This window comes from Cupriavidus sp. H19C3 (genome assembly GCF_049393815.1).
Classification (GTDB): Bacteria; Pseudomonadota; Gammaproteobacteria; order Burkholderiales; family Burkholderiaceae; genus Cupriavidus.
On sequence record NZ_CP184986.1, the window covers coordinates 2386768 to 2399518 of the forward strand.

At 68.0% G+C, this 12751-nt stretch carries 9 protein-coding genes; 2 read left to right on the forward strand and 7 right to left on the reverse strand.

Annotation, left to right across the window (positions count from 1 at the left end; translation table 11 throughout):
* Positions 1-12 precede the first annotated feature (12 nt).
* The 3 genes from DFLDMN_RS30195 to zwf all read right to left on the reverse strand — a co-directional run bounded on the left by DFLDMN_RS30195 (position 13) and on the right by zwf (position 3303).
* Positions 13-1047, reverse strand: a complete 1035-nt coding sequence (locus DFLDMN_RS30195; RefSeq protein ID WP_423199415.1) for a glucokinase — start codon at positions 1045-1047, stop codon at positions 13-15.
* A 95-nt stretch (positions 1048-1142) separates the two neighbouring features.
* Positions 1143-1823 (reverse strand): 6-phosphogluconolactonase, encoded by a 681-nt coding sequence (gene pgl / locus DFLDMN_RS30200; protein ID WP_423199416.1) that lies wholly within the window; start codon positions 1821-1823, stop codon positions 1143-1145.
* A gap of 31 nt (positions 1824-1854) precedes the next feature.
* Positions 1855-3303 carry a glucose-6-phosphate dehydrogenase gene (gene zwf, locus DFLDMN_RS30205; protein ID WP_423199417.1) on the reverse strand — a complete coding sequence of 483 codons (1449 nt, stop codon included), beginning with the start codon at positions 3301-3303 and terminating at the stop codon, positions 1855-1857.
* 364 nt (positions 3304-3667) lie between these two features.
* On the opposite strand from zwf, the gene edd reads away from it, so the two are divergent.
* Positions 3668-5494 (forward strand): phosphogluconate dehydratase, encoded by a 1827-nt coding sequence (gene edd / locus DFLDMN_RS30210; protein WP_423199418.1) that lies wholly within the window; start codon positions 3668-3670, stop codon positions 5492-5494.
* A 141-nt stretch (positions 5495-5635) separates the two neighbouring features.
* Here edd and DFLDMN_RS30215 read toward each other — a convergent pair whose 3' ends face one another.
* The 4 genes from DFLDMN_RS30215 to DFLDMN_RS30230 form a co-directional block, all read right to left on the reverse strand.
* On the reverse strand, positions 5636-6598 hold the full coding sequence (locus tag DFLDMN_RS30215) for a mechanosensitive ion channel family protein (RefSeq protein WP_423199419.1): 963 nt from the start codon (positions 6596-6598) through the stop codon (positions 5636-5638).
* Positions 6599-6990: 392 nt separating this feature from the next.
* Positions 6991-8247 (reverse strand): MFS transporter, encoded by a 1257-nt coding sequence (locus tag DFLDMN_RS30220; RefSeq protein WP_423199420.1) that lies wholly within the window; start codon positions 8245-8247, stop codon positions 6991-6993.
* A gap of 166 nt (positions 8248-8413) precedes the next feature.
* Entirely contained in the window at positions 8414-10006 is a 1593-nt protein-coding gene (locus DFLDMN_RS30225; protein WP_423199421.1) for a peptide chain release factor 3, read from the reverse strand.
* A gap of 61 nt (positions 10007-10067) precedes the next feature.
* A complete protein-coding gene (locus tag DFLDMN_RS30230) occupies positions 10068-11147 on the reverse strand; it encodes a YihY/virulence factor BrkB family protein (RefSeq protein WP_423199422.1) in 1080 nt (359 codons plus the stop codon).
* A 1112-nt stretch (positions 11148-12259) separates the two neighbouring features.
* Here DFLDMN_RS30230 and DFLDMN_RS30235 point away from each other — a divergent pair.
* Entirely contained in the window at positions 12260-12655 is a 396-nt protein-coding gene (locus DFLDMN_RS30235) for a hypothetical protein (protein ID WP_423199423.1), read from the forward strand.
* Positions 12656-12751 lie beyond the last annotated feature (96 nt).

The following is a 12751-nucleotide window of genomic DNA, read 5'->3' on the forward strand; positions in this document are numbered from 1 at the left end:
GTGGCGGCAAGTTCAGTGTGGAGTCGCGCGGGCGCGGCGCATATCGCCCTCGAGCCGGTCGGCCAGCGCATGGGCCAGGCCGGGCAGCGCCGGATATTCTGCCGTAATGACATAGACCGGGATATCGGCGAGATACTTGCCCATGCGGCCCTTGGCACCGAAGCGCTCGGCAAAGGCCGAGGCCGCAAACGCCTCGACGAAACGCGGCACGATGCCGCCGCCAATATATACGCCGCCACGCGCGCCCAGCACCAGCGCCACGTCGGCCGCCACCGAGCCCAGCAGGCCGCAGAAGACGTGGAATGCGCGCTGGCACAGCGGATCGCCACGTTCGATGGCACCGGCCGTGACCTGCGCGGGCGACAGCGGCGCGAGCAAAAGCGTACCCGTTTCTGCGGCCAGCGCGGCATGAATATGAGACAGGCCCATGCCCGACAGCAGCCGCTCCGCGGAGACCCGCCCGAGCGACCGGTGTGCGGCGCGCCAGGCAACCCATTCATCGTCGGTGACCGGCATGACCTCGATATGACCGCCCTCGCCGGCCAGCGCCACCGCGCCACCGCCCGGTGCCGGAATCAGCCCCGATACGCCGAGCCCGGTACCGGGGCCGATCAGCGCACGCGGCGCGGTGGGTACCGCGGTGCCGGACCGCACCTGCACGAGCGCGGTATCGGGAAGATAGGGCAATGCGAGCGCCAGCGAAGTGAAGTCGTTGATCGCCACCAGCGTGTCGAGGCCCAGCGAGGTGCGCATCGCCTCGATCGAAAAGGCCCAGTTATGGTTGGTCAGCTTGACGTGGTCGCCGGTCACCGGATTGGCCAGCCCGATGGCCGCGTGGCGCGGCGATGCCGCGCCACGATGGTTGCCGTCGAGCCCATCGAGATAGTGCCGCATCGCATGTTCGAGCGACGGGTAGTCGGCCACGCGCAGTGCGGTCACCGGACCGATCTCCATCGGCGCGGTTTCCAGCGCAAAGCGCACGTTGGTGCCGCCCACGTCGGCGAGCAGGCGGGGATAGTCGGAAGCAGGGGCGGAGGTACGGTTCATCGGTTCGGTCGGTCAGCCGCGGGGCGCCGCGAAGGTCGTGCGCTGCAAGGTCATGTGCCACAAGGTCATGCGCCGGTGAGTCATGCGCCGCCGAATCAGGCGCGGAAGATATCGACGCCATGCCGATGGCGCGCCAGCACCAGGCTGACCGGCAGCGCCGGCGTCGGGCCCGCCAGCGCGCGCTCCAGCACGGCGAGCTTCGCCGGGCCGGCAATCGACAGGAAAGTCCGTTCGGCGGCCAGCAGCGCGGCGAGGTTCAGCGTGATGCGCGCATGCGGCGCGCTACCCGGATGGGTCACGGTATAGGCCGGTGCCGGCTCGCTGAGCGCGGCCTGCAACTCCGGGGCGTCCGGGAACAGCGACGCGGTATGGCCATCCTCGCCCATGCCGAGCACGACCACATCGGGCTGCTGGAACGCCTGGTTGAGGCGGGCCAGCGCGCGCTCCGGCTGCATGGCCTCGTCCGCATCCTGCACCAGCGGGACAAAGGCGGCGAGCGCGGCAGCCTCACGCATCAGGTGGCTACGCACCAGCGCACCGTTGCTGTCGTCGTGGTCGGGCGGCACGGCCCGTTCGTCGACCAGCGTGACGGTCACCGCGTTCCAGCGGATCGGCCGGTAGCGCAGGCGCTCGAACATCGGCACCGGCGATTTGCCGCCCGAGACCGCCAGCACCGCCCAGCCCTTGGCCCGGATCACGAGTTCGAGCGCATGGCTCACCGAGATCGCCAGCGCCTCGGCCTGGTCCATCAGCGTCGGATGTTCGAATTGCCGCATGGCCGCCTCCGGGCGCGTGTCGAATGGTGCGTCAAACTTCCTCGTGCCATAACGCACCGTCGCGCGACATCAGCGCAGACGAGGCGGCCGGCCCCCAGGTGCCCGCCGTATACGGCTTGGGCGGTACCGTGCTCTGGTCCCACGTGTCGATGATCGGCTCGACCCAGCGCCATGCCTGCACCTGCTCGTCGCGTCGCACGAACAATCCGAGGCGACCGCGGATGACATCGCGCAACAGGCGCTCATAGGCGCCCGCGCGGCGGACCTTGAACGAGCTCGCGAAGTCGAGATCGAGCGAGGTCGGCGTGAGCTCCAGCGTATCGCCGGGCTGCTTCGCCAGGAAGTAGAGGCGGATGCTTTCCTCGGGCTGCAGCTGGATCACCAGCCGGTTCTGCGGCGACAGCGTCAGCGGCTTGGGAAAGATCGCATGCGGGACATCGCGGAAATGGATCACGATCTCGGCCAGGCGCGACTGCATGCGCTTGCCCGTGCGCAGATAGAACGGCACACCTTCCCAGCGCCAGTTGGCGATCTCGGCCTTGATGGCAACGAAGGTCTCGGTGCGGCTGTCCGCCGCGATGCCCTGCTCTTCGAGATAACCGGGCACCGGCTTGCCACCCACCGCGCCCGCGCGATACTGCCCACGCACGGTCTTTTCGGAAACATCCTGCGGCGTAATGGGCTTGAGCGCCTTCAGGATCTTGATCTTTTCGTCGCGGATGGCGTCTTCGGAGAGACTTGCCGGTGGCTCCATGGCGACCATGCAAAGCAGCTGCAGCAGATGGTTCTGAACCATGTCGCGCAGCGCGCCGACGCGGTCGTAGAAATCGCCGCGCGTTTCCACGCCAAGCTCCTCGGCGATGGTGATCTGCACGTCCTGCACCCACTCGCGCCGCCACAACGGCTCGAACAGCGCGTTGCCAAAGCGGATCGCCATCAGGTTCTGCACGGACTCCTTGCCGAGGTAGTGGTCGATCCGGTAGATCTGGTCCTCGGCAAAGAACTGCGCTACCGCGGCGTTGATCGCCTCGTTGGAGTCGAGGTCGTGGCCGAGCGGCTTTTCCAGGACCACGCGCACGTTGGGCGTATTGAGCTGCGTGCGGCCGAGCTGCTCGCAGATCGGCACGAACAGGTGTGGCGCGGTGGCGAGGTAGCACACCACGACTTCGGGACTGCGCGAGCGCACCGTGTCGGCCAACGCATCGAAGTGCGCGGGCTGGCGTGCATCGGCCTGCACATAAATGATGCGCGCCAGGAACGAGGCCCAATGCTCGGGCGGCGCGTGTTCGAGCGCGGGCCGCACGGTCTCCTCCAGCATCGCGACATACTGCTCGGTGGTCTGGGCATGACTGCCGGTAGCCAGAATGCGCGAGGACGGATGCATGCCGCCACAGCGATGCGCATCGAAGAGGGACGGCAGCAGCTTGCGCCGCGCCAGGTCGCCGGTGCCGCCAAACAGCACCATGTCGAAATCGGGCATGCTCACCCTGAACTCCTTGCGGGGGTTATCGCCGCGGCCGGGTCGTCTCTCGCCCCATGCCTACCTTGCGGCAGCATGAGTTGAGTGCGGGCCGGCGGCCAGAAGTTCCGGACATGTTACGTGAGTCGCCGCCGCTTGGGCAGTAGGCGTACCCGTTTCTGCGGAGCCGGGGCATGCCCGGCCCGGGATCCCCGCCGCGCATTGTTTTGCGATGTGGAAAGCCGCCATGTCGGCATTGCAGCCTATCGCCGCCGGTAGCCGGTAGCCGGTAACAGGTCCCGGCAGCCGGAGTCGTCAGCCGGGCACCGACACCCGACCGCGGGCATTTTCGGCTACGCTGGTAGCTCCCCGCAGGAGAACCACAATGCCACGTCATTCCGTCCTCGAACGGGTCACGGCCCGTATCGTGGCCCGCAGCGCCGCCACCCGGCAGGCGTATCTGGAACGCACGCATGCCATGGCCGGCCAGAAGGTCGAGCGTGCCAACCTGTCCTGTACCAACCTCGCGCACGGCGTCGCGGCCATGCCGGACGAGGCGAAGATCCGCCTCAAGGCGCAAGAGCGTCCCAATCTCGCGATCGTCTCCGCTTACAACGACATGCTGTCGGCACACCAGCCGCTGGCGGCGTTTCCACAATGGCTCAAGGAAGCCGCGCTCGAGGCCGGTGGCACCGCGCAGTTCGCGGGCGGCACGCCGGCCATGTGCGATGGCGTGACGCAGGGCCAGGACGGCATGGATCTGTCGCTGTTCTCGCGCGACGTGATCGCCATGGCCACCGCCGTCGCGCTCTCGCATCAGATGTTCGACGGCGCGCTGTACCTGGGCGTGTGCGACAAGATCGTGCCTGGCCTCGTGATGGGCGCGCTGTCGTTCGGTCACCTGCCGGCGGTGTTCGTGCCGGGCGGGCCCATGACCACCGGCATCGGCAACGAAGAGAAGGCCCGTATCCGCCAGCTCTATGCGGAAGGCAAGATCGACCGCGCGGGCCTGCTCGAAGCGGAAACCAGGTCCTATCACGGTCCGGGCACCTGCACGTTCTATGGCACCGCCAATTCAAACCAGATGCTGATGGAGGTGATGGGCCTGCATCTGCCCGGCACGGCATTCATCAATCCCAATACCCCGCTGCGCGAAGCGCTGACGCGCGAGTCGGCGCGCCAGGCATTGCGGCTCGTGCATGGCGGGGAACGCTATACGCCGGTGGCCCACGTGCTCGACGAGCGCGCCTTCGTCAACGGTATCGTCGGCCTGGTGGCGACGGGCGGCTCGACCAACCACACGTTGCACCTGATCGCCATGGCGCGCGTGGCCGGCATCATCCTGACATGGGACGACTTCGACGAACTGTCGGCAGCGGTGCCGCTGCTGGCCCGCGTGTATCCGAACGGCAAGGCCGACGTCAACCAGTTCCAGGCCGCAGGCGGCCTCGCGGTGGTGATTCGCGGCCTGCTGTCGCAGGGCCTGTTGCACGATGACGTGACCACGATCGTCGGCCAGGGGCTCGACGCCTATACGCGCGAGCCGGTATTGCGCGACGGGAAGCTGCAATGGGCCGATGGTCCGGCCGCCTCGCTCGACGACACCATCGTGCGCACCATCGACCAGCCGTTTGCGCCCGACGGTGGCATCAAGGTACTCGACGGCAAGCTGGGCCGCTGCGTGATCAAGACCTCGGCGGTCAAACCCGAGCATCAGGTGGTGGAAGCGCCCGCCATCGTCTTCGAACGGCAAGACGACGTGCTCGCGGCCTTCAAGCGCGGCGAACTCGAACGCGACTTTGTCGCGGTGCTGCCGTGGCAGGGGCCTGCCTCGTGCGGCATGCCGGAATTGCACAAGCTCACGCCGACGCTGACCCTGCTCCAGGATCGCGGCTTTCACGTGGCGCTGGTCACCGATGGCCGCATGTCGGGTGCTTCCGGCAAGGTGCCGGCTGCCATCCACGTGTGTCCGGAGGCGTTGAACGGCGGCGATATCGGGCGCGTGCGCACTGGCGACATCGTGCGCGTCGATGCGCCCGCCGGCGTGCTGACCGTCAAGGTCGACGAGGCCGAATGGCAGGCACGCCAGGTGGAACGCCCTGATCTCTCGCGCAACCGGCATGGCGTGGGCCGCGATCTGTTCGGCACCTTCCGCCGCAATGTCGGCACGGCGGAGATGGGAGCCTGCTCGCTGTTCGCGGACGAAGAATAGTGCGGCAACGGTGCGCGGCAACGGCGCGACGGTGCGCAGGCGTCGGGCGCCGGAGCGTCGCGGCAGGCCGGCGCCGCGACGCAGAAATGGGTACGCCCAGGGAGGGTAGGCTGCGCGCGCCAGGCGCCCGGAACGCGCCGCTCAGCTGGTGCGCCCGCCTGGCGAGCCGTGGAGGCGATAGCCTCGCTCGCTGCGATCGCCGCGGCCGTCGCGTTCATGGCGCTGGCCGCCGTCTTCGGCATCCTCCGCGCCCAGGGCAAGACGCGCCTCGAGCATGGGTGCACGCACCTCCTGCACCGGCACCGCGATGACGCACCCGGCTGCATCCAGCGTCGCCTTGAGCTTGCCGAAGAACGCGTACTGCACGGCCCAGAAGTCCGCATTCGAGGTCCAGTAACGCGCGTTGAGCGTAATGCCGCGCTCCGTGTAGCGGACTACCATCACCTCCGGCGCCGGGTCCGGCAGCAGGCGCGACTCTGCCGCCAGCATGCGGCGCAGCGCCTCCAGCCCCGCGCCGATATCGCTGCCGAAGGTGACGATGACTTCGATATCCATGCGACGCGTGGCATTTTCGCTGTAGTTGGTGATCGGGCTGCCGAACAGCCGGCTGTTCGGCACGCGCAGGCACACCCCGTCGAAGGTGGTCAGCTCGGTCATGAACAGTCCGGTTTCGCGCACGGTCCCGGCCACGCCTTGTGCGTCGATGTACTGCCCCACGCGAAACGGCCGCAGCAGGATCAGCATGATGCCCGCCGAGATATTCTGCAGCGTGCCTTGCAGGGCCAACCCGATGGCAAGACCCGCGGCACCGAGCATGGCAACGATGCTGGCGGTCTGCACGCCGAACTGGGACAGCACCAGCACCACCGTCAGCACGCGGATGATCCATTGCGCGACGCTGGCCAGCATGGGCCGCAGCGTGTCGTCCACATGCGTGCGCTGCAGCGCGCGCCGGATGGCCATGGCGGCGCGCGCCGACAGCCACCAGCCGCCGATCAGGATGGCCAGCGCGGCCAGGCAGTTGAGGCCCTGGTGAACCGCAAATTGCGTCAGATAGGCCCAGGCGGCCTGAACCTTGTCGGCATCGAGGAAAGTCAGGTTCATGCGTCATGCTCCGGATGGCAATGGACCTGTGACTTGCGAAGGCCATGCCAGGCGCGCGATGCGGGCGGCGCGAACCGGACCGGTGCGGGCGGTTGACCAGCGCTCGGGGCGCGCCGCGCCAGGACGGAGCGGCGGCAAAGCGGGGCAAAGCGTACCCGTTTCTGCGTCAAGGCGCGGCGGCACGGCCGCGCTACCTGCGGCACGGTATCGCTACTCGGCGCGCGCCCGCGCCACGGGCGCATGAGCCACTTGGCGCCGCGCGCGACGGTATGCATTACAAGAACGGCACCGGGTGGAATGGCAATTCCTGCATCCGCCGGCTCGCAGAAACGGGTACGTTCTGCGCGCCGTTCCAGCATGCGGGCCGCCAGTCGCGGCCGCAAAGGCGTGCGCTAGCGCGCCGGCTCCGGATGGTCGTGCAGGCGGTCACGCGCCGCCAGCGCGGGGAACAGGCGCATCCAGGCGGCCACCACCATGAGCGTGCCGATGCCACCGAGCATGACCGCACCTACCGGGCCCAGCAGCGCCGCGGTGACCCCCGATTCGAATTCGCCGAGCTGGTTCGAAGCCCCGATAAACACGGAGTTGACGGCGCCCACGCGGCCGCGCATGTCTTCGGGCGTATCGAGCTGCACCAGCGTCTGGCGCACCACCACGCTGATCATGTCCGACGCCCCCAGCACCACCAGCGCGGCCATCGACAGCGGCAGCCAGCTGGAGAGACCGAACACCATGGTGGCCCCGCCGAACACCGCCACCGCGCCGAACATCATGCGGCCCACACGGCGATTGAGCGGATGGCGCGACAGCCAGAGCGCCGTCACCAGCGCGCCGATCGCCGGCGACGACCGCAGCAGGCCGAGCCCCCACGGCCCGGTGTGCAGGATGTCGCGCGCATAGATCGGCAGCAACGCGGTGGCGCCGCCGAGCAGCACGGCAAACAGGTCGAGCGATACCGCGCCGAGCAGTATCTGGTGGCTGCGGATATAGGCAAAGCCGGCAAACAGCGTCTTGATGCTGACCGGCGCCGTGGAGCGCACGGCGGCCTGCCGCAGCTTCAGCGATGCCACCAGGATGGCAGCAATGGCAAACAGCGCCGCGGCAATCGCGTACACCACGCCCGGACCCGCGACATAGGCGAAGCCACCGAGCGCGGGACCGATGATGATCGCGGTCTGCGCCGCCGAACTCGCCAGCGCCACCGCGCGCGGCAGCGCGCGCGGCGTCACCACGCTTGGCAGCAACGCCTGCAGCGTCGGGGTCTCGAACGCGCGGCACGCCCCCATCAATGCCACGAAAACGAAGATGTAGTCGCGCGTGATCCAGCCGCTGAAGCTGGCGGTGGCCATGCTGACGGCGAGAACGGCTTCGAGCGCCTGACAGGTGCGCACGATCACGCGGCGGTCGAAGCGATCGGCCACATGCCCCGACATCAGGATCAGCACGATCGACGGCAGGAACTGCACGAGGCCGACCATGCCCAGCATGAACGGATCGCGCGTCAGGTCATACATCTGCCAGCCCACGGCCACCGTGAAGATCTGGTACGCGATGGTGGTGCACAGGCGCGCAAACCAGTAGTGCCGGAAGGCGGGATCACGGGCAACGGACTCCGGCTCGATGGCCGGCAAGGGAGTGGCGGTGGACATGAAGGGGTGGCGGCAGGGGCGTGAGGAAAGCGCCCCGCCGGAAGCCGTCCCGGCGCGCGTCCTCGGACAAAGTTGAGGATTCTAGCCGAGCGCGGCGCAACCGGTGCGTCATGTATCAATTCAGATACATGGGTCGCCCCGCCGCGCCGCCTCTGGCAACGCCGGCTCAGACGATTTCGCGCGTCTCCAGGAACTGCAGGTTCGGAAAGCGCTCCTGCGTCAGGCGCAGGTTGACCATGCTCGGCGCGAGATAGACGTGGTCGCCGGCACCATCGAGCGCGACGTTATGGCCGGCCTTGTCGATCAGCTTGTCGATTTCGGCCGCATCGCCCTTGAGCCAGCGCGCCGTGGCGCACTCGTGCGATTCGAAGATGGCGTCGACGCCGTACTCGTGCTCGAGCCGGTGCGCCACTACGTCGAACTGCAGGATACCGACCGCGCCAAGCACGAGGTCATTGGACCCGAGCGGGCGGAACATCTGCGTGGCGCCCTCCTCGGCCAGCTGTTGCAATCCCTTCTGCAGCTGCTTGACCTTGAGCGGATTGTTCAGGCGCGCGCGGCGGAAGAATTCCGGCGCGAACGACGGGATGCCCGTGAACTTGAGCGGCTCGCCCTCGGTAAAGACGTCGCCCAGGCGGATGGTGCCGTGGTTCGGCACGCCGATGATGTCGCCCGCGAATGCTTCCTCGGTGGTATTGCGGTCCTGCGCCATGAACGTGATGGCATTGTTGATCGCCACGGTCTTGCCCGCCGCCACGTGCAGCAGCTTCATGCCGCGGTCGAAACGACCCGAGCAGACGCGCACGAAGGCGATGCGGTCGCGATGGCGCGGGTCCATATTGGCCTGGATCTTGAATACGAAACCGGTGAATTTCTGCTCGCCGGGCTCGACCACGCGCGATTCGGTCTGACGCGCCAGCGGCGGCGGCGACAGTTCGCACAAGGCATCGAGCAGCGACTGCACGCCGAAGTTATTGATCGCCGAGCCGAAATACACCGGGGTCTGCTTGCCGGCGAGGAACTGCTCCCGGTCGAACGTATGCGAGGCACCGCGTACGAGCTCGATTTCCATGCGCAGTTCCTCGGCCTGCGAGCCCAGCACGCGGTCGAGCTCGGGATTGTCGAGGCCGTCGAGGATCGCGGCGGTACCCTTGTCGCCGTGCGGATCGAACAGCTGGATCTTGTCGTCGATGAGGTGATAGACGCCGCGGAACGCCTTGCCCATGCCGATCGGCCACGTCATCGGCGCGCACTGGATTTTCAGCACATCCTCGATTTCGTCGAGCAGCTCGATCGGCGAGCGGCCCTCGCGGTCGAGCTTGTTGATGAACGTGAGGATCGGCGTGGCGCGCAGGCGGCAGACGTTCAGCAGCTTGATGGTCTGCGCTTCCACGCCGTTGACCGAGTCGATCACCATCACGGCCGAGTCCACCGCGGTCAGCGTGCGGTACGTGTCTTCCGAGAAGTCCTCGTGGCCCGGCGTATCCAGCAGGTTGACAATGTTCTCGGGCACGTCCGGCCGCGGACGGTAGGGAAACTGCATGACCGACGACGTCACCGAGATGCCGCGTTGCTTTTCCAGCTCCATCCAGTCGGACGTGGCATGCCGGTCCGCCTTGCGTGCACGCACCTCCCCCGCAACCTGGATCGCGCCGCCGAACCAGAGCAGCTTTTCGGTCAACGTGGTCTTACCCGCGTCCGGGTGGGAAATGATGGCAAAGGTGCGACGACGCGCAATTTCGGAAACGAGCGAGCTCACGGCAGCGGGATCAGGCAGGGCTGGAATTCGGGAAAGGGCGCCATTTTACCGGTTCGCCGCGTCAGCGGTGTCGCGATGTGTCCGCGTCCCCCGATATGCCTGCCGCCGCGGGCACCCCCGTTACCGTCTCGCACGAGCGCGTCGGGTCCTTCCCGCGCAGGCTGCCGAACTGCAGCGCGTACTGCCGCGTGAGCTCCGCGCCGAAGAAAAAAATCTGCGCCGAGTAGTACACCCACAGCATGAGCGCCACCACCGAGCCCGCCGCGCCATACGACGATGCCACCGCGCTGTTGCCCAGGTACAGGCCAATCAGGCGCTTGCCGACCGCAAACAGCAGCGCCGTGATGACGGCGCCCATGATCACGTCACGCCAGGCAATGCGCGCGTTGGGCAGCATCTTGAAGATCACTGCAAACAGCGCCGTGACCACCGCGAACGAGAATGCGGTGGACACCGCCTCGGCCACCGGCGCAAACCACGACGCGGTCCACAGCTGGCCCCAGAAACGGTCGACCACCGCCAGCGCCGCGTTGACGATCAGGGAGACCAGCAGCATGAAGGCGAGTACCAGCACCAGGCTGAACGAGAGCAGACGTGCGCGCAGCAGCTTTTTCCAGCCGGCGCCAGCGGGTGGCGGTGCGTGCCAGATGTCGTCCAGGCTGCCCTTGAGCTCGGCGAACGCGCTGGTGGCGCCCACCATCAGGATGCCGGTGGCGATGATCGCCGCCACACCGCTGCCGCCGGCCCGGTGGGTGGCCGCGAGGATCTGCTGGATCGCCGCTGCGCCCTGCTCGCCCACCAGCCCGTTGATCTGGGCAAAGATCTCGCCGCGCGCGGCCTCCGCGCCGAAGAACATGCCGGCAATCGAAATCACCAGCACCAGGATCGGCGCCAGCGAAAACAGCATGTAGAACGACAGCGCCGCGCCCTTGCTGGCCGCGCGATGCTCGAGCCAGTCATGGATGGCGGCGGAGACCACGCGCACGGTGCGCGCACCGGTATGCCGGTCCGGCAGCCAGCGCCCGCGCCTGGGCGACGGCGGCCGGTCCGCACTGTCGGCGCGGTCGGGTTGGTCAGGTCGGGCGTTGGGGGGGTGAAAGTCGGCCATGCCGCTTGCGTCCTGGAAAGGGTCTGCGTTCATGATACTTCCCATCGCGGGAGACGCCGACGCGACCTGCTACAGTGAATCGATGAGGACAACCTGGGAGACCTCCGTGACCCGCACTTCCATTTCGCGGTCCGTCGTTGTCGCACTGGCGCTCTGCCTGGTCGCCTTGACCGGCTGCGAACGCGAACGCAGCCAGCCGGGGCCAAAACCGATTTCGGGCCACAGCGCCGCGGTCCCCGGCGCGGTCCCTGCCACCCCCTCCAGCGCCCCCGCGGCGCCACGCTAGCCGCGCCGGCGTACCCGTTTCTGCGTCATACGCCTGTTTCAGTGCTGCAACCGGCTGCACGCTGCCTTCGTTTGCAATCCTTGCAAAACGGCCCCGTGCGCCGGAGCGCACGAGATGCCCGCGCCGGACCGATGCACGGCTCTCCGTTGCGCCGGCTGGCTTGCCGGCGCGCAAATCGGCGCGACGGACGCGGGTATCTCCCACTTCGGGCGGGGGCGTCGGGCCGGTCCCGTCCGCCGCCGCACGGCCGCACCGGCATCACGGTGCAGACATGCCATGCGGCTTTTCTGCATCTGCGTAACAGCGGCGAAACCGATCCGGGCGCGCCCGGACCCAAGCGGCCGTGTACATATTGCCGATGCCCGCGCAACCCCGCGTCACACAAGCGCTCGCGGCCATTGGCACGCTTGTCGCATCTGGCTGGACAGGGAGCAGTCACGAGTCCATGACAACAACATCACGAGAACGCAGGAGAGGATATAGCCATGCGTCATCCGCCCGCGCGAATGACGGCACGCAGGCGATCCCATCGGCTGGCGGGGCCCCCGCCGTCGGTACAGGATCTGCTGTCGCCGCCATTGCTGCCGTTTCCCCATGCGCCGGTATCGCCCCCGTCTTACTGCGCAGCATCGAGTCGCGTGCTGGCCGCCAGTGCGAGCCGCTCGCGGAAGTCACGCTAGCCGCGTGCCGGGGCGCTGGCCGGGCCCGTTGCCCCGACCGCCGCGCCATGGCCCGCGCGGCGTTCGGCGCGCGTATGGGCGCCGCCGGCGATGCGTGACCCGACGCGTCGTTTCGACGTCGTTTCGATTTACGTGCTCCGTCCCCCGGCGGGCACCTTTTTCCAGCAAGGGAGGGAGCCATGATGACCGCCAGAGTCTTTGCCGCCGCGCTGCTGGCCCTGCTCTCCGCAGCGGCCCCATCGGCGTTTGCGGGCAGCTACGCCTACTTTGACCGGCCCGAGCCGATCAACCCCAACAGTCATGCCGCCGTAAGCAATGACGTCTACGTACGCGGTTTTGGCTGGGCGTGGGGCGACCTGCGCTTTGGCCAGGACACTTCGGCCGCACCGACGCAAGGCCGGCAGGCGCACGAGACCACGGGCGATCCGCGCGATCTTGCGCCCGGGCGGCGGCAGGACAACAGTACGCCGGCGCGTCACCCGCGCGGCAAGATCAGCATGAACCTCGCGGCGGTGGCCGCCGACGATGGCCCCGCCATCGTGCCGGCAACGCGCTCGCGCTCAACCGCGCGCTAACCCCCGCGCTGTCCGGCAGGCCCGCGGACGGCATGGCGGGGGACAGGAGAAGCCGCCGAGCGGACGTCGGCGGCTTCTCCACGGCGCTGTGGCGCG

Bases quoted from the DNA above. Each gene is read 5' to 3' on its own strand.
- DFLDMN_RS30195 (WP_423199415.1), bottom strand. From the start codon at position 1,047: ATGAACCGTACCTCCGCCCCTGCTTCCGACTATCCCCGCCTGCTCGCC.
- pgl (WP_423199416.1), bottom strand. From the start codon at position 1,823: ATGCGGCAATTCGAACATCCGACGCTGATGGACCAGGCCGAGGCGCTG.
- zwf (WP_423199417.1), bottom strand. From the start codon at position 3,303: ATGCCCGATTTCGACATGGTGCTGTTTGGCGGCACCGGCGACCTGGCG.
- edd (WP_423199418.1), top strand. From the start codon at position 3,668: ATGCCACGTCATTCCGTCCTCGAACGGGTCACGGCCCGTATCGTGGCC.
- DFLDMN_RS30215 (WP_423199419.1), bottom strand. From the start codon at position 6,598: ATGAACCTGACTTTCCTCGATGCCGACAAGGTTCAGGCCGCCTGGGCC.
- DFLDMN_RS30220 (WP_423199420.1), bottom strand. From the start codon at position 8,247: ATGTCCACCGCCACTCCCTTGCCGGCCATCGAGCCGGAGTCCGTTGCC.
- DFLDMN_RS30230 (WP_423199422.1), bottom strand. From the start codon at position 11,147: ATGAACGCAGACCCTTTCCAGGACGCAAGCGGCATGGCCGACTTTCAC.
- DFLDMN_RS30235 (WP_423199423.1), top strand. From the start codon at position 12,260: ATGATGACCGCCAGAGTCTTTGCCGCCGCGCTGCTGGCCCTGCTCTCC.